The following is a 15925-nucleotide window of genomic DNA, read 5'->3' as shown; positions in this document are numbered from 1 at the left end:
ACTTCCCTGGTAGTGTGGAAGCCATTAATGCTAATCACGGATACGAAATGCGGCGCAAATAGAGCCCTAACCTGAAATTTCAAATATAAAGGAGTCTACTATAACATGGCACGTTACACCGGACCTAAATTCAAACTCAGCCGCCGTCTGGGCATTTCCCTTAGCGGTACAGGCAAAGACCTGAAACGCCCTTTCCCACCAGGACAACACGGCGCTAACCAACGCAGAAAAGTAAGTAACTACGGAATGCAGCTTTTGGAAAAACAAAAACTGCGTCACATGTACGGCTTGGGAGAGAAACAATTCCGTACTCTCTTCGCTAAAGCACAAAAACTTCCAGGTCTTGCGGGCGAAAACTTCATGTTCTTGCTTGAAAGCCGCTTGGACAACCTAGTTTACCGTCTTGGATTTGCTAACTCCCGTGCTGGAGCACGTCAGTTGGTATCCCACGGACACGTAACTGTAAACGGCAAAAAAGTCGACATCGCTTCTTACCGTGTAAGCTTGGGCGACGTTATCGGTCTTCGCGAGAAGAGCCAAGGCATGGCTTCCATTAAAGAAGCTCTTGCTAACCGTAACCACCTTCCAGCTTACCTGGAATATGCTGAAGGATCTTTCGAAGGTAAATATATTCGTTTGCCAGAACGTTCCGAGCTTTCCCAGGATATCGATGAGAAACAAATCGTCGAGTTCTACAACCGTTAATATCTCGCTTTTAGCGGGTATGACCGAAGCCTCCGGATTAATCCGGGGGCTTTTTGTTATGTCAATATCCTAAATTCCATGCCGTTTGTAAAAGGTTATGCTTCCGCAAATCATACCCTAAATTACTTTATTTATAATTTTTGCACAAAAGTCGAATCTTAAGTCCATGAGAATCAGGTAGAAGCGCATTCAAAAACGCCAATTTATGCTATAATAATTCCGTTAAAAGGAGGAATTATCGTCGATGGCTCAAGAGAACAAGAAAAAAAACGCTAAGAAGCCTTCACCCCGCAGATCCGCCCTAAGCAGGTTCGGTTCTGTAGTTAAGTGGATGTTTATTCTTGGAATAATAGGCGTTCTATTTGCCGGTGGTGCTGTAGCAGGCTATGTCGCTTCCATTGTGAAGGATGAACCTGTTCGCTCCGAAGAAATGATTCAGCAGCAGGTCAGTCAAAATGCGATCACCGGATTCGCTTATTTCCGAGACGGCGCACCGATCGGCCAGCTTCGGACAGAAGAAGACCGAAGGCTCATTGAATTCAACGATATCCCCCAGCTTATTATCGATGCAGTTCTCGCTATAGAGGACAATAATTTTAATGAGCATAATGGCGTGGATTTCAAAGGCACCTTGCGTGCCGTCAAACAAAAGCTTCTCAATGAATCCGTTCAAACCGGAGGCAGTACACTCACCCAGCAGCTCGCAAGACGTGTATTCCTGAATCTGGATCGGACAGAAGATCGCAAAGTAAAAGAAATTCTACTTTCTCTTAGATTGGAACGCTTCTTGACCAAACAAGAAATATTAACGGCTTATCTGAATAAGGTTCCTTTCGGCAATGGCTCGAATGGCTACAATGTATTCGGAATTAAAGCAGCAGCCAAAGGGATATTCGGTCTAGACGATCTGGACAAATTGAATGTGGCTCAAGCAGCTTATTTGGCTGGTCTTCCGCAGCTCCCTTCCACTTATTCTGCATTTAATGGCATAGGTGAATTCAACGAAAAAGCTTTCAACAGAGCTATGGACCGTCAACATCTTGTACTTCGTCGTATGCTTGAAGAGAATAAGATTACTACCTCTCAATATGATGAAGCCCTTCAATTTGATATCAAGAGTTCTCTGGCGCCGCACACCAAAAAAGCCTATGCTACCTATCCATACCTGATGATGGAGACTGAGCGTAAAGCATCCGAGATCCTTCTATCATTGAATGAAGAGAAAAATGGCACAACGGATGCCAATAGCACTACTGACAATGCCGTGTTACTTGAGGAAGCAAGACAGCAGCTCATGACCGGCGGTTATCGAGTCTACACAACCATTGATAAAAAAGTTTACAATGCAATGCATAGTGTCTCAGAAGACAGCAATAATTTTACTAAAGACAGCAAAACCAAAGGTATGGAACAAACGGCTGGCATGTTAATCGACAACAAAAGCGGAGCCATTCTCGGCATGATTGAGGGTCGCGACTTCAATATTGAGCAGATGAATTATGCTACTCAAATGATCCGTCAGCCCGGATCGACCATGAAGCCAATTTCAGCTTATTTACCAGCCTTAGATGCAGGGCTAATTCAGCCTGCCGGGATTGTGGATGACGCGCCAATTATTCTAAAAGACGGCGGAAAAGGATTCCACATTCCTAAGAATGCCAATAATCGCTATCAAGGTCTGGTCACTGCCCGTTACGCACTTAACAAATCGCTCAACTTGCCTGCGCTTAAGCTGTTTAATGAAAAGGTCGGAATAGAGAAATCTTGGGCCTTTACTAAAAAGCTGGGGATCACCACCCTCACAGATGATGATTACAGCGCGCAGACTGGAGTTATAGGTGGTCTCAAATACGGTGTATCCGTAGAAGAGTTAACCAATGCCTATTCCGCTATCGGTAACCAAGGAGCTTTTAATGATGCCTACATGATTGAGAAAATCGTCAATTCAGAGGGCAAAATTATCTATCAGCACAAGGTTAATCCTGAGCAAGTATTCTCTAAGCAAACAGCTTACCTAATGACAGATATGCTGCGAACTGTAATTACAGAGGGTACAGCCAGCACCGTAAAAAGAGAATACAAACACTCTAAAGAAATTCCGATTGTCGGTAAGACTGGATCTACCCAGAATTATGGAGACGTATGGTTTATGGGCTACACTCCTGATGTCACACTGGGAATGTGGGTCGGCTACAAAGAGCAAATCAACACCCTTACGGGAGATACACAAAAACGTCAAGCCCAAACATTATGGGCAAAAGTGTTGAATGCTGTCATTGATAAGCAGCCGGAACTATTCGTCACAGACAAATTTGCACAACCTGAGGGAATTATTAAAAAGACAGTTTCCGCATATAGCGGCAAACTGCCAACATCCCTGACTGATAAATTCACAACGGATATATTTAATACAAAATATGTGCCAAAAGAGAGCGACGACGGGATTTCCAAAGCCAAGTATATTACTTACAAAGGCGTCAATTATATCCCGTTGGAAGGCACTCCAGAGGAGTTCCTAAAGGAAAAAATCGTCGTTAAACGCGAGAAGCCGATACAGGAACTAGTCAAAGAACTCCTGGCTGCCTTCCCTAAGATGAAGGATCATAAATCACTGGAGTATTATATGCCAGCCGATGCCAAGACGGATTTTCCAACAGAAGTTGATCCACGTGTGGACGATGGGGCTTCCCCTGCTGCTCCCGGAAATGTTAACGTCTCTTATAGCACTGGTAAAGCGGTCATCAGCTTCTCCGCTAGCAGCTCGGCAGATGTTGTGGGATACCGCTTATATCGTTCATTAAACGGAGGTTCTTTCCAGAAGCAATCTATACTCATGGCAGATGAGAACAAGGTATTCACACCGGGTACACCTGCAAGTGCTAATGCAACCTTTTATGTAACAGCCGTGGATGTTGCAGGTAATGAGACGGCTTCTGGCAGCGTTGCTGGAGGGATTACACCAACACCCGAAGCAACTCCTACACCTGATCAACAACCTGGTACAGAGGCGCCTACAGAGCCTGAGACGACACCAGGAGACGTTATTGAGGATCCAGGTAACATTCTCCCGCTACTACCGACGGAAACACCAGCCGGCGGAGGTAACAGTACTGGAGGCAGTAATAATACCACAGCAGGTAATAATGCAGGGACACGTTAACCCAAAGATCATTAAATAATTTTACACAGCAAAACACCGTTCCCATGAATTCATCCGGGAACGGTGTTTTTTTACAATTCATTCTAATCCTCAATCGTGGATAGATCTCCTGTCGGTAGATGCAACTCCCATGCCTTCAGTACACGCCGCATGATTTTACCTGATCGTGTCTTCGGAAGTTTATCCTTAAACTCGATTTCCCGCGGGGCAGCATGTGCAGACAGACCCGCTTTGACAAAAGCGGCGATCTCCTCTTTCAAGGCAGCAGTTGGAGTATAACCTTCTCTAAGCGAGATAAAAGCCTTAATAATCTCCCCCCGCACAAGATCCGGTTTGCCGATTACACCCGCTTCTGCCACTGCCGGATGCTCCACTAATTTGCTCTCCACTTCAAATGGACCAATACGCTCACCAGAAGAGTTGATGACATCATCAATTCGTCCCTGAAACCAGAAGTATCCTTCGTCATCCATATAAGCTGAATCGCCAGAAATGTACCAGCCAGGAATCCGGAAATATTCCTCATACTTCGTCTGATTGTTCCAGATCGTTTTCATCATGGATGGCCACGGAGTTTTTATCGCAAGATTCCCCATAGAAAAAGGCGGGAGAACATTTCCCCGGTCATCCAGAATCGCTGCTTCAATCCCCGGTAACGGACGGCCCATCGAGCCTGGTTTGATATCCATTGACGGATAATTACAAATCAATTGTGCCCCTGTTTCAGTCATCCACCAAGTATCATGAATACGCTGATTGTAAAATTTATCTCCCCAACGTACTACTTCCGGATTTAACGGTTCACCAACCGATAGAACATGGCGCAAACTGCTTAAATCAATCCCCTGTAAAGAGTGCTCCCCTGCACCCATCAACATACGAAAAGCTGTAGGTGCGCTGTACCATACAGATACCTTATTCCGTTCGATTGTCTTATACCAATCCTGAGGACTAAAGCGGCCGCCTCTGACTACATTGGTCACCCCGTTTAACCAAGGGGCAAATATGCCGTATGAAGTTCCGGTCACCCAGCCAGGATCTGCCGTACACCAGTATATATCGTCTTGACGTAGATCTAGCACTACTCTACCTGTATAATAATGTTGAATCATTGCTCTATGCACATGGTAAACGCCTTTTGGCTTACCTGTAGAACCAGAAGTATAATGCATAATAAGGCCATCGTCCAAATCAAGCCATTCTAAATTAAGATCAGCAGAAACGTTAGCCATCTCTTCTGCGAATCCTAAGTTTCCTTGCTCAATATCAGTTGCTCCACCTACTAGAAAAATATGACGCAGCTCAGGAAGCTCTTCTCGCTTGACCCGATGCAGCAATTCAGGCGTAGTTACCAGCGCAACAGCCCCACTATCCTCCAAACGATCCTTAACTGCTGTTTCCATAAAGGCTTCAAATAAGGGTCCTGCTATGGCTCCGATTTTGAGAATACCTAGCAGACTGAAATACAGTTCCGGTTGGCGAGGCATAAAAATAAATACCCTATCTCCTTTACCGATGCCATATTTACGCAATACATTTCCGAACCGGTTCGACCGCTCCTGCAGATCGGCAAATGTATAGGATTCTTCCCGTACAGTGTCACTGTAGAGTAGGGCCGTTGCCGCTCCCCGCCCTTCATCCACATGGCGATCAACGGCTTCATAGGCCATATTAACCTTGCCGGTTTCATACCATGAGAAATTACGTTCAACATCCTCCCACTCAAAATTGGCTACTGCCTCCGCATAATCAGACATATTGGAGCTCTGCACACGACCCGGCAAAATTTCGCTATGGACTTGACCCATCACTCTTGCCTCCCTCACTCGTTTGATTTAAGCTTTAAGGGTAAGACTCATGTTTTAAATAATGATGTCAATGCAATGAATGTGAATTTTTTATGTCTGAATTAGTATACCATAGCAAGCGTTTACATACCATTTTTTTGATCTGAAAGGAGCACTGTCATGGAGCATCGCAAAATCCCTATTTCCCATACTCTCTGCTATATGGGTAGAACGATAACTGTGAGCGGACCCCGATCTCCCGAGGACCTTGAAGTCCTGCATATGCATCAGGACCTTGATGCTTTCCGCAGGCCCTTAGAGCAGCAAGAGGCGCTCGTAGAGATCGCCAGCTTGCCAGAGGGCCGTGTAATTACCGCAGTAGAGAATGACGTTATAGTAGGCTATGTGACCTTCCATTATCCAGATGAAATGGAGTTATGGTCACAGGGTGGTATGGAGGATCTTATTGAGCTTGGAGCGATAGAGGTGAGTAATGATTATAGAGGGGCCGGACTAGGCCGGCTGCTGGTTTCTACTGCTTTTGAGCGGGAGCAATTGGAGAATTGTATTGTTTTTACAACAGAGTATTACTGGCACTGGGATTTAAAAGGCAGTGGGCTGGACGTATGGGCCTATCGCCAGATGATGGAACGGCTGATGAAGACGGTTAATATGGTTTGGTATGCTACGGATGATCCAGAAATTTGTTCACATCCCGCTAACTGCCTAATGGTTCGCATTGGACAAGAGGTGCCCATGTCCTCCCAGGAGACCTTTGACAGAGTACGTTTTAGACAACGCTTTATGTATTGATCATTAAATATGCTGCAGCATAAATTCTAATATGGAATGCGAGCGTTGTGAGGATTGTTCTGTAAATTCCCTGAAATTCACCTCAGCTGATCCATCAGACTTATCTGACATGGAGCGAATGATGACAAAGGGTGTGGCGTTCATATGACAGACTTGGGCAACCGCCGCCCCTTCCATTTCCACACAAGCTCCATCCATTTGCTCTCTTAATTCAGCTACAATCTCCGCATTAGAAATGAATTGATCACCAGATAACACCTTGCCTATCAAGTACTTTTGACCTAGCTCATTGCATGCCTTCTCAGCAAGCTGTACTAGCGCAGGGTCTGCCTGAAAGACGGAAGTCTCCTGATAAGGAATTTCGCCTCTTGCGAATCCAAGCCCCGTAGCATCCATGTCATGTTGTACACATGTAGACGATATAACAATATCTCCAATATTCAATTCAGGATGTACTGCTCCAGCAACCCCCGTAAACAACACACGGGATACGCCAAAATTATCAATTAGAATCTGAGTCGTAACTGCTGCATTTACTTTACCCACGCCAGATTTACAGAGCACTACGGATTTGCCTAATATGTTTCCTAAGTAATATTGTATACCTGCTTTAACTTTTGTCCGCTTGTCCTCCATACCCTCTAGAAGCAGCTTGATTTCTTCATCCATCGCTCCGATTAATCCGATGACTTCACTCACAGTAAATACCTCCTTTGAAGATTTATTTAGCAAATAAAAACATAAAAAGCTCCATAAGGAGCTTTTTACGGAATAACTGTTCAGTTCTTAAATTACTTATTTAGATGATTAACCGACAAGCGGAGAATCGTTTCATGAGGCAGGATAACCCGCGGATTCTCAACGGTTTCTTTCTTCATAAGCTTGGTCAAAAGTCTCATCGCAACTGCGCCCAAATCGTACATAGGCTGAGCTACGGTTGTCAGCAAAGGACGAACCATCGAAGCCATACGAATATTATCCACACTAATGATGGAGAAATCATCCGGAACCTTCAGACCTTCATCTTGAATACTGTGAATGGCACCAATAGCCATTTCATCCGTTGCCGCAAAAATAGCGGTTGGTTTCTTCTTGAGTCCAAGGAAATACTTCATTGCTTCTACACCAGATTCATAGCGGTAGTTACCGATGCGTACCAAATCCTCTTGGTACTCGATTCCTGCCTGTTCCAATGCTTTCTTGTAACCATGGAAACGTGCATATCCATTTGCAGGATCCTGCAGTGTGCCACTGATCATAGCGATCTCACGATGACCGTGACGAATCAATGTGTTCACAGCATCAAAAGCAGCGGTTTCATGATCGATGTCAACGGAAGGATAAGTTCCCTTCTCATCCCGTGTAGCACATAGAACAATCGGAACTGCAGAAGTCTGGAAAGCTTGAATATGTTCGTCAGTTACTGTACCCCCCATGAAGAGCAGACCATCGACCTGTTTCTCCAAAAGGGTATTAATGACACGAATTTCTTTCTCTTTACGCTTATCCGCGTTACACAATATGATATTGTAATGATACATGTTCGCGATATCTTCAATCCCGCGTGCAATTTCTGCAAAAATCGAGTTTGAAATATCAGGGATGACAACCCCAACGGTTGTCGTTTTCTTACTGGCAAGACCTCTTGCCACGGCATTGGGACGATATCCCAAACGTTCAATCGCTTCAAAAACTTTCTTCCGGGTCTGCGGTTTCACGTTAGGGTTATTATTCACAACCCGTGATACCGTAGCCATAGATACGCCTGCTTCTCGAGCTACATCGTAAATGGTTACCGTCAAATTACTCTCTCCATTGCGATAAATTTTATCGTTCGACTAATTAAAAATATGATACGACACTTTGTACATTTGTGCAATGATAACGCTTCATTTTCCTTTCAAAATTTCTTTCAAGGCTGAAAACGTCACCCTGGATTAAAATTGTGACCAGTGCTGGTTAACCTGTCCAAGAGCATCAATAATGTAACTTCTATCTATCGTAACAAAAAGTGAGTGAAAAATCCAACATTCCGTGAAAAATTTTCATTATTTTCACACAATTTTTTTATAATCTTCATTTTCAGCCATTTGGAAGGTTAATTGAGACAATCTTCGACTAGTTTCTTCCATCCAATGCTGGTCTGACAGCTTCTCAGCTAAACGATAGATATCGAGAAGCATATCGACTCGACTCTGAATCCTCTCTCGGATTATTGTCTCTAGTTCTGATATTCCCCCTATTATAGTTTCTGACAAGGATTCTTTTAATACACTGGCCAATTCATTTCTCTCCGTAAACAAAAAATCTTTTCCCGGATCCTCTCCACTGAGTTCTTTTACTAATTTGCCTAGATCTGCTTTAATAAACTGCAAAGGTTCATAACTAGCGCATTCTGGGCAGGTATAGACAGGAACATGGGTAATCTTCATCTTCGTATTAAAAATCAAAGAATGCATATGTAAGTTCATGAGGCCACCACAACTGCACAACTTCTCCATCAAATTATCTTTATACATCTTCTACACCTCTTGCACAAAATTAATAAAGCACAAAGTTTGACTTTTTCAACTTCTATATTCGACTCCACTCGATTAAAACCCTCCTTTATTGCATATAATGATTAAATTGGCAATTTGTCTATAATTTGCATCCCTAAAGATGACTTCATATTTTAAATTTGATAGAATAATGAAAGAATCATGGGAATCGAAAGGAGCTTAACTAAATGAGACTAGCTGGTAAAAAGGTCATAGCACTCGTAGACGATGAATTTGAAGATTTGGAGCTCTGGTATCCCGTGTATCGGGTGAGAGAAGAAGGTGCTGAGGTTCATTTGGCAGGTCTGGAAAAAGATAAGACGTACATCGGTAAATATGGCGTACCTGCTAAAGCAGAATACTCCTGGGACGAGCTTAATGCCGCAGATTATGATGGGATTTTGGTTCCAGGCGGCTGGGCTCCTGATAAAATCCGTAGATACAGTGCCGTTCTAAAGCTCGTACAGGATTTTAATGCGGCTAAAAAACCGATTGGGCAGATCTGCCATGCAGGCTGGGTATTAATTTCCGCTAAAATTCTGGAAGGTGTAACCGTCACCTCCACGCCAGGCATCCGTGATGACATGGAGAATGCCGGAGCCATCTGGAAGGATGAAGCTGTGGTTACGGATGGACATATCATTTCTGCTCGCCGCCCGCCAGATCTTCCGCCATACGGGAAAGCCTTTTGCGATGCACTCGCTGGGGAATAAAACAGTAGGTATATAGTTTAAAATCAAACAAGCCCTGTTTCTCACAATTTGAGGAACAGGGCTTTTGATTTGAGGTGTTTAAAATCCAGATGGTTATCTAATCCGCATGCTTACTTTTTCCATGATCAGGTTTGGATAATCGTTAAATTTGAAGGTCAGCGGTTGAGGCAGCTTTTCTTTGCCTACGTTGAGAAAATAAGTTATTGTAGTTCCCTTAGCGTCCTCACGGTATTCTCTATATCTAGAATAACCCTCAGAATCATGTACAAGCCAATGTCCGCTTCCAGCGCTATCCACAAAATTATCGTCTATCCCAAAACCGGTTGCTTCATGCAACTCCTCAACTTTTTTGGGAATCAATAAATCCAATAATATAATCCCCTTCTCCTCATCCGCGGTCCGTTTAGAAATCGTGAGATAGTTATCCGGTGCCTTTAAAATCTGCTGTGTTTCCGTATTAATCACAAGTTCGACCTCTGACTGATCTAGAGCAGAGATTCCCTCAACTTCAAGTTTGATTGGATCATCAGGTCTCATATTGTCATTGTGGTAAATATTCGAAGCACTTGCCCACATTAGTTCCTCTTGATGATCCCCTTTTCCGAGGACAAGCTTAGGTGAAAGCAAACTGAAAATCCTCATCGTATTCTCTCTGCCAAAGGTTTGTCGCATATAAATACCCGTAGGCCCAATATAAACCTGGTCCATTATAATTTTCTGTCCGCCGATAGACAGACTATCCTTCAGATCAACGAGTTCTCCTTCAAAATAATTGTTATCAGCTTCCAGTGGAATTTTGACATCCATTTCTTTTATATCCTTGTTATTAAAAACTTGACCAAGAGCATCTGGAAAAAGCGATAGTGTGATATTCAACTCCTCTGGTATCTCATCCTGATATTTATCCCAGACGATTTGCTCATACATACGAGTCGTCCCAGGGGACCCAACCTCTTGTGCATTAGAAGTGCTAAACCCGCTGTATCCACTAAGGTGGTATTTATCCTCTGGAGTCTTTTTCAAAGACAAGCCAAAAAGCCGCATCTTCTGATCCGTATTGTTCTGGATTGTATAAAGTACTGCAATGCCTCTCCGGTCTGCAATGATTCCATTAACAGTCCATGTTATCCCATCCACCTCAGGAGAAGAGATATTTACCTCCTTCATCATCCCCGCATCAAGTGCTGATTTAATCGTCAGATTATTAGCAATAACGGGTCTAAACACTTCAAGCTGACCCCAGCTTTTTGGAGGTAATTGCGCACGTACGGGATTTATCATCTGATTTGCCCAAGGCACAATTATAAGTAAGGCGAATGCCAAGACTACCAATACAACAACAGCGTACTTTTTTCTAAAAGACAAACGTGAACGGTTCCCTTGCTGCATCCCCTTGCGGATCGCGGTGTCCAGTTTTACATCCAGAATTTCTTCTGCCTCCGCATCGATTTTCTGAAAATAATCTTTAAGCAGCTTCTCTTCAGACTCAGCCATAAAATAGCTCCCCCTTCCGCTTCATTTTGTCACGCAGTTGTTTTAATCCTTTATTCAGCCATGTCTTCACTGTGCCCTCGGGTTTATCCAGCACCTCTGCAATCTCGGCAAGGGTCATATCCTTGTAATATTTGAGCACCAGCACTTGGCGATATTTGGGTTTCACTCCATCCAGCGCTTGTTCCATGTCCAGTCTGCGGTCACTTTTCATCTCCATGATCCCCTCATCACTTCGAGCAGCTTCTGCGACTGTATTCCTCTTTCGGCGCTTCAGCTCATCATTACAGCAATTAATCAAAATACGTGTTAACCAAGGAGCGAAACGCTCCGCATCTTTTAAGCTTTTTCGTTTAATCCATGCACGGCAGGTGGCCTCCTGCAAAACCTCCAGCGAATCCGCTTCATTTCGCAAATAGCTGTAAGCAATGCTATAAAGTTTTCTTTTCTGTCCAGCCACTTGCTCATAAAACAGCTCTTCGTCCGTAGCAGCCATTTCCATTTCGTCATTTATAATGTGATCCATTTTCGGCCCGCCTCCCCCCTTGCCTTTATTCTTAAATCGGTTCTGTGTAACTCTCTCTATGTATTGACTGCGCCGCAGGGCAAACGGTTTTGTTTTTTTTAAAAGTATGGCTTAAATAAAGAAAAAGGCTCGGCAAGAATGCCGAACCTTGATATGAAATGAATAAAAGTTACAGTAATTTTAGGATGAGGCTTTCTCCTGTAGTTCCCCGCTTGATCCAAGTGTAAGACCACTTTTTTGGGCAAACGCAGTTAACATTTCTTCCGTCTCTGAGCTTGTACGATGGTGGAAACACGCTTTGGCGATTCTTTTAGCATCCTTGGCCAGTGTGTTCAGTGTGCGGTGTTTAACCTTCAGCAGCGCCTGCGGCGACATGCTGAGTTCTCTAATTCCAAGCTCCAGCCAAAGAGGCAAAGAACGCTCATCCGCCGCCATTTCACCACATACACTGATATCAATCTTGGCATTACGTGCCGCTTCTACCGTCATACGGATCATTCGCAGAACCGCTGGATGGTACGGATGATACATATGAGCAATTTGTTCATTCATACGGTCTACCGCTAACACATATTGAACCAAATCATTAGTGCCGATACTGAAAAAGTCAACTTCCTCAGCCAGTAAATCAGCAATCATAACCGCTGCCGGAACTTCAATCATAATACCCACAGGAAGATTCCGGTTAAAAGGGATATCTCGTTGCTCCAGCTCAGCTTTCACTTCTTCTAAAACAACTTTTGCCGCCTGCACTTCCTCTACGGAAGAAATCATTGGAAACATTAACTTTACATTCCCGTATGCACTTGCCCGCAAAATGGCACTTAGCTGGGTTTTGAACATATCTAATCGGTCCAAGCTGATGCGAATCGCCCGATAACCAAGGAAAGGATTCTGCTCTTCAGGCAGCTGGATATAATCCAACTGCTTGTCCCCGCCAATATCCAGCGTACGAATCACTACAGTGTTATTGCCCACCTTCTCGACAACCTGTTTATACACTTCAAATTGTTCATCCTCAGTTGGAAAAGATCTGCGATCCATATAAAGAAACTCCGTGCGGAACAGGCCTACGCCTTCAGCTCCATACTTAAGCGCTATGTTGAGTTCTTTAACTGAACTGATATTGCCGGCAAGTCGCAGGTTCACACCATCCTTGGTAACAGCCTCCACGGTGGCGAGCAGTTCCAGTTGCTCTTTCTTTTTATGCTGTTTATCCCGAATCGCTACGTATTCATTTATCGTAAGTTCATCTGGATGGATTTGTACAGATCCGGTATCACCGTCGATCACAAGCATGTCCCCGGTCTGAATAGGATTAGACAGATTATTCTCCAAGCCTGCTACAAGAGGAATGCCTAGCGCACGAGCCATAATGGAGGAATGTGAGGTTTTACCGCCCATCATAGTGACAATACCTAGAACATAAGTTGGATTCAAGTGAGCTAGCTGGGAAGGAGACAACTCCTTCGCAACAAGAATATATGGCTGTGTATCCGATGGTAACGTAACCTCTGGAGCGCCTAAAAGATGTTTTAAAAGACGGTTTCCGACATCCTTGATATCCACCGCCCGCTCCTTCATGTACTCATCGTCTAGCAGATCAAACATCGCTACAAAATGATCAATCGCTTCTTTCACAGCTACTTCTGCCGCCTTGTACTGGCGCTCAATGATCCCTCGGATTTCACTCATGAACACAGGATCATCTAAGATCGCCAGATGAGCATCAAAAATACTCGATTCCTCCGGACCTACCACTTCTCTGAACTCTTTTTTGATGAATTCAATCTCGTCCTTAGAGGTACGGATACCTTCGTATAAACGCTCAAACTCCTTAGCTAGATCCACTGGGTTCACTTGTGTATCCGGTAAGCTCCATTCCCAGTTCGGCAAGACAAAGGCCTTCCCGATAGCTACACCTGCTGCTGCGCCTATGCCTTGTATCATCCTTCAATCCCTCCAACGTTACTTTCGTGTAAGACTACGGACATTACTGATGATTGCCCCTTTTTAACATTTTTAAATGGAGCATAGCTCCATGATTTGACTCGATCAGGATTCGTGATCACCATCGGTGTAGCCAATGAGGCCGCATGTTCACGCAAATAAGCGAGGTCGAATTTAACAAGCAATTGACCTGGCTCCACGCTGTCGCCTTCTTTTACAACCGCCTCAAAGGGTCCCTTGAGCTGTGAAGTGTCGATCCCTATATGCATGAGTACCTCTAACCCTTCCGGTGTCGAAATACCCACGGCATGCATTGTAGGATAGACGTGCATAACTTTCCCGAATACGGGTGAAGTAAGTTCCCCTTTTTCCGGCAAAAATGCAACACCATCGCCCACTAGCTTAGCCGCAAAAATGTGATCAGGCACTTCCTCAATGGGCATCATTCTACCCTGCATTGGCGAACTGAACAGCACCTGCGGTAAATCACGAAGCATAAGCTTATTAATCTCCTCGCGGATCAGTTCTGAATACGTGCCAAATACTACCTGGACATTTCCGCCGCCTAGCTTGATAATCCCAGCAGAACCTAAACCTTTAAGCGCTCCAGTATCTATATATCGGTCATTATGAACGGTAAGCCGCAGACGGGTGATACAGGACTGCACTTGTACAATATTCTCCTTCCCTCCAAGCGCCTCTAAGATCAGCGGTGCCTGATAAGGGATATTGCCGGCCCAATCCCCAAGCTCTGAACCTTCTTCACGCCCCGGTGTCGGGATTTGAAAACGGCGAATCGCCCAGCGAAATAAATTATAGTATACAATCCCGTAGCCGATACCAATCGGAATCAGCAGCCAAGCCCTCTGTGACAAATGCATGTTCAAGAAGAAATCGATGGCTCCAGCCGAATAGGAGAACCCGTGATGGATTCCCAGCATGTAGGTCAACACCATAGCGAGACCGGACATTACAGTATGTACCGCGAATAAATACGGAGAAGCAAATAAAAATGCAAATTCGATCTGCTCCGAAACCCCGGTCAGAAAACAAACCAACGCCGCCCGTACAAAAGTCTTTTTAATCTTGGGCTTCAAATCCTCGCGCGCTTCCTGAATAATTGCAAAAGCAATGGCAGGCAGCGCAAACATCATAATCGGAAACAACCCCGCCATAAAAATCCCCGCCGTAGGATCACCTGCAAAAAAACGCGGCAAATCCCCCTGAACCACAGCACTGCCATCAGGAGTCGTAAAATTCCCAAATTGAAACCAAAACACATTATTAAGAATATGATGTAGTCCAAAAGCGGTCAGAACCCTATATAGGACCCCATAGATAAAAACACCAAACCCGCCCGTCTGCAATATTCCCTGAAAAAGATTATCCAGCCCTATCTGCAGCAGCGGAGATATTCCTAACATTACCCATGCGAACCCGGCAGAAAACAAGCCCATGAACAGCAAAACAAAACGCGACCCTCCAAAAAACTGGATCGCCTCTGGAAGCTTAATATTTTTAAACCGGTTTTGCGCGACACCGGCAACGATCCCCAGCAAAATTCCGATTAGTGTTGCAGGTTGTACAAGCCCGTCTCCCATTTGGGTGACAATTCGGTCGTAAGTGAACATCCCAGCCAGCGCTGCAAGACCCGCTGTTCCGGCTTGATTGGATAACCCCCATGCTACACCTACAGCGAACAAATAAGGCATATAATAAAATATTGCCTGCCCCGCGTAAGTAGCCACTTCAGACACCGAAGAAAGTCCCCATGCAGACCAAGGTAAGCTGCCCAAACTCAGCAAAATGGCTGCCGCCGGCAGTACCATGGTAGGAAGCATTATGGCTCTGCCCAATTGCTGCAATGATCCGAGCCAATTCAAGGCTACCCTCTCCTTTCTTTCTATATTGAATGGTAAGCGCTGCGGGGATTTTTGTCAAAAGAAACTCATGAGATCATCACGTTACATTTTTAAAACAAATATTCTCACATTCCACTAAACATTTATTCATTAGTATCCATAGAACGGCTGGTATTTACGTGAGGCTATCGATACTACAGAGTTAGAATCGAGTTTAAGTGTACTTTGTGCAACTATTTATATCGGCGTTACTCTGAGCACCTTTTTAACTGCACTTCATACAACTATTTTTAGTGATTTTCCACTTCATCTAATCTTTGAGGCGTTTTAAGTGTACAAAGTACAACTATTTCGCATTTAGATGGCTATTTTAGCGTT

The 15925-nt window shown here is 44.3% G+C and carries 12 protein-coding genes; 4 read left to right on the top strand and 8 right to left on the bottom strand.

The window, feature by feature from the left end:
* Nucleotides 1-105 precede the first annotated feature (105 nt).
* Nucleotides 106-705 carry a 30S ribosomal protein S4 gene (gene rpsD, locus NSQ91_RS12645; RefSeq protein ID WP_036686147.1) on the top strand — a complete coding sequence of 200 codons (600 nt, stop codon included), beginning with the start codon at nucleotides 106-108 and terminating at the stop codon, nucleotides 703-705.
* Nucleotides 706-949: 244 nt separating this feature from the next.
* The gene (locus NSQ91_RS12640) at nucleotides 950-3865 is read left to right on the top strand and encodes a transglycosylase domain-containing protein (protein ID WP_076189866.1); all 2916 of its coding nucleotides are present in this window, start codon (nucleotides 950-952) and stop codon (nucleotides 3863-3865) included.
* Nucleotides 3866-3948: 83 nt separating this feature from the next.
* On the opposite strand, the gene acsA is transcribed toward NSQ91_RS12640, so the two are convergent.
* The gene (acsA, locus tag NSQ91_RS12635; RefSeq protein ID WP_076129125.1) at nucleotides 3949-5673 is read right to left on the bottom strand and encodes an acetate--CoA ligase; all 1725 of its coding nucleotides are present in this window, start codon (nucleotides 5671-5673) and stop codon (nucleotides 3949-3951) included.
* 159 nt (nucleotides 5674-5832) lie between these two features.
* Between acsA and NSQ91_RS12630 the strand changes: the two genes are divergently transcribed.
* Nucleotides 5833-6465: a GNAT family N-acetyltransferase gene (locus tag NSQ91_RS12630; RefSeq protein WP_076305210.1), complete on the top strand. Its 633-nt coding sequence runs from the start codon at nucleotides 5833-5835 to the stop codon at nucleotides 6463-6465.
* Between the two features lie 3 nt (nucleotides 6466-6468).
* Here NSQ91_RS12630 and NSQ91_RS12625 read toward each other — a convergent pair whose 3' ends face one another.
* The 3 genes from NSQ91_RS12625 to NSQ91_RS12615 all read right to left on the bottom strand — a co-directional run bounded on the left by NSQ91_RS12625 (nucleotide 6469) and on the right by NSQ91_RS12615 (nucleotide 8984).
* Nucleotides 6469-7164: a 5'-methylthioadenosine/adenosylhomocysteine nucleosidase gene (locus NSQ91_RS12625; protein WP_076305211.1), complete on the bottom strand. Its 696-nt coding sequence runs from the start codon at nucleotides 7162-7164 to the stop codon at nucleotides 6469-6471.
* A gap of 92 nt (nucleotides 7165-7256) precedes the next feature.
* Entirely contained in the window at nucleotides 7257-8267 is a 1011-nt protein-coding gene (gene ccpA, locus NSQ91_RS12620) for a catabolite control protein A (protein WP_036686140.1), read from the bottom strand.
* Nucleotides 8268-8519: 252 nt separating this feature from the next.
* Nucleotides 8520-8984 (bottom strand): hypothetical protein, encoded by a 465-nt coding sequence (locus NSQ91_RS12615; protein WP_076279819.1) that lies wholly within the window; start codon nucleotides 8982-8984, stop codon nucleotides 8520-8522.
* Nucleotides 8985-9193: 209 nt separating this feature from the next.
* On the opposite strand from NSQ91_RS12615, the gene NSQ91_RS12610 reads away from it, so the two are divergent.
* Nucleotides 9194-9718, top strand: coding sequence for a type 1 glutamine amidotransferase domain-containing protein (locus NSQ91_RS12610; RefSeq protein ID WP_076189861.1), 525 nt, complete (start codon nucleotides 9194-9196; stop codon nucleotides 9716-9718).
* Between the two features lie 93 nt (nucleotides 9719-9811).
* Here NSQ91_RS12610 and NSQ91_RS12605 read toward each other — a convergent pair whose 3' ends face one another.
* From NSQ91_RS12605 to NSQ91_RS12590, 4 genes are all read right to left on the bottom strand, one after another.
* Nucleotides 9812-11212: a DUF4179 domain-containing protein gene (locus tag NSQ91_RS12605; RefSeq protein ID WP_340918011.1), complete on the bottom strand. Its 1401-nt coding sequence runs from the start codon at nucleotides 11210-11212 to the stop codon at nucleotides 9812-9814.
* Complete coding sequence (locus NSQ91_RS12600) at nucleotides 11205-11735, bottom strand: sigma-70 family RNA polymerase sigma factor (RefSeq protein ID WP_094902125.1); 531 nt, start codon at nucleotides 11733-11735, stop codon at nucleotides 11205-11207. The genes NSQ91_RS12605 and NSQ91_RS12600 overlap by 8 nt, the downstream gene beginning before the upstream one ends.
* Nucleotides 11736-11915: 180 nt before the next feature.
* Nucleotides 11916-13685, bottom strand: coding sequence for a phosphoenolpyruvate--protein phosphotransferase (gene ptsP, locus NSQ91_RS12595; RefSeq protein ID WP_076136100.1), 1770 nt, complete (start codon nucleotides 13683-13685; stop codon nucleotides 11916-11918).
* Complete coding sequence (locus tag NSQ91_RS12590) at nucleotides 13682-15568, bottom strand: glucose PTS transporter subunit IIA (protein ID WP_036686132.1); 1887 nt, start codon at nucleotides 15566-15568, stop codon at nucleotides 13682-13684. The genes ptsP and NSQ91_RS12590 overlap by 4 nt, the downstream gene beginning before the upstream one ends.
* Nucleotides 15569-15925: the final 357 nt, after the last annotated feature.

The sequence above is a fragment of the Paenibacillus sp. FSL R7-0048 genome (assembly GCF_038004505.1).
Lineage (GTDB): Bacteria > Bacillota > Bacilli > Paenibacillales > Paenibacillaceae > Paenibacillus_AQ > Paenibacillus_AQ odorifer.
This window is presented reverse-complemented; position numbering and strand designations above follow the sequence as displayed.

Excerpts from the sequence above, each read along its gene's own strand:
- ptsP (WP_076136100.1), bottom strand. The coding sequence starts at position 13,685 with ATGATACAAGGCATAGGCGCAGCAGCAGGTGTAGCTATCGGGAAGGCC.
- NSQ91_RS12610 (WP_076189861.1), top strand. The coding sequence starts at position 9,194 with ATGAGACTAGCTGGTAAAAAGGTCATAGCACTCGTAGACGATGAATTT.
- rpsD (WP_036686147.1), top strand. The coding sequence starts at position 106 with ATGGCACGTTACACCGGACCTAAATTCAAACTCAGCCGCCGTCTGGGC.
- NSQ91_RS12630 (WP_076305210.1), top strand. The coding sequence starts at position 5,833 with ATGGAGCATCGCAAAATCCCTATTTCCCATACTCTCTGCTATATGGGT.
- NSQ91_RS12615 (WP_076279819.1), bottom strand. The coding sequence starts at position 8,984 with ATGTATAAAGATAATTTGATGGAGAAGTTGTGCAGTTGTGGTGGCCTC.
- NSQ91_RS12640 (WP_076189866.1), top strand. The coding sequence starts at position 950 with ATGGCTCAAGAGAACAAGAAAAAAAACGCTAAGAAGCCTTCACCCCGC.
- NSQ91_RS12605 (WP_340918011.1), bottom strand. The coding sequence starts at position 11,212 with ATGGCTGAGTCTGAAGAGAAGCTGCTTAAAGATTATTTTCAGAAAATC.
- acsA (WP_076129125.1), bottom strand. The coding sequence starts at position 5,673 with ATGGGTCAAGTCCATAGCGAAATTTTGCCGGGTCGTGTGCAGAGCTCC.
- NSQ91_RS12600 (WP_094902125.1), bottom strand. The coding sequence starts at position 11,735 with ATGGATCACATTATAAATGACGAAATGGAAATGGCTGCTACGGACGAA.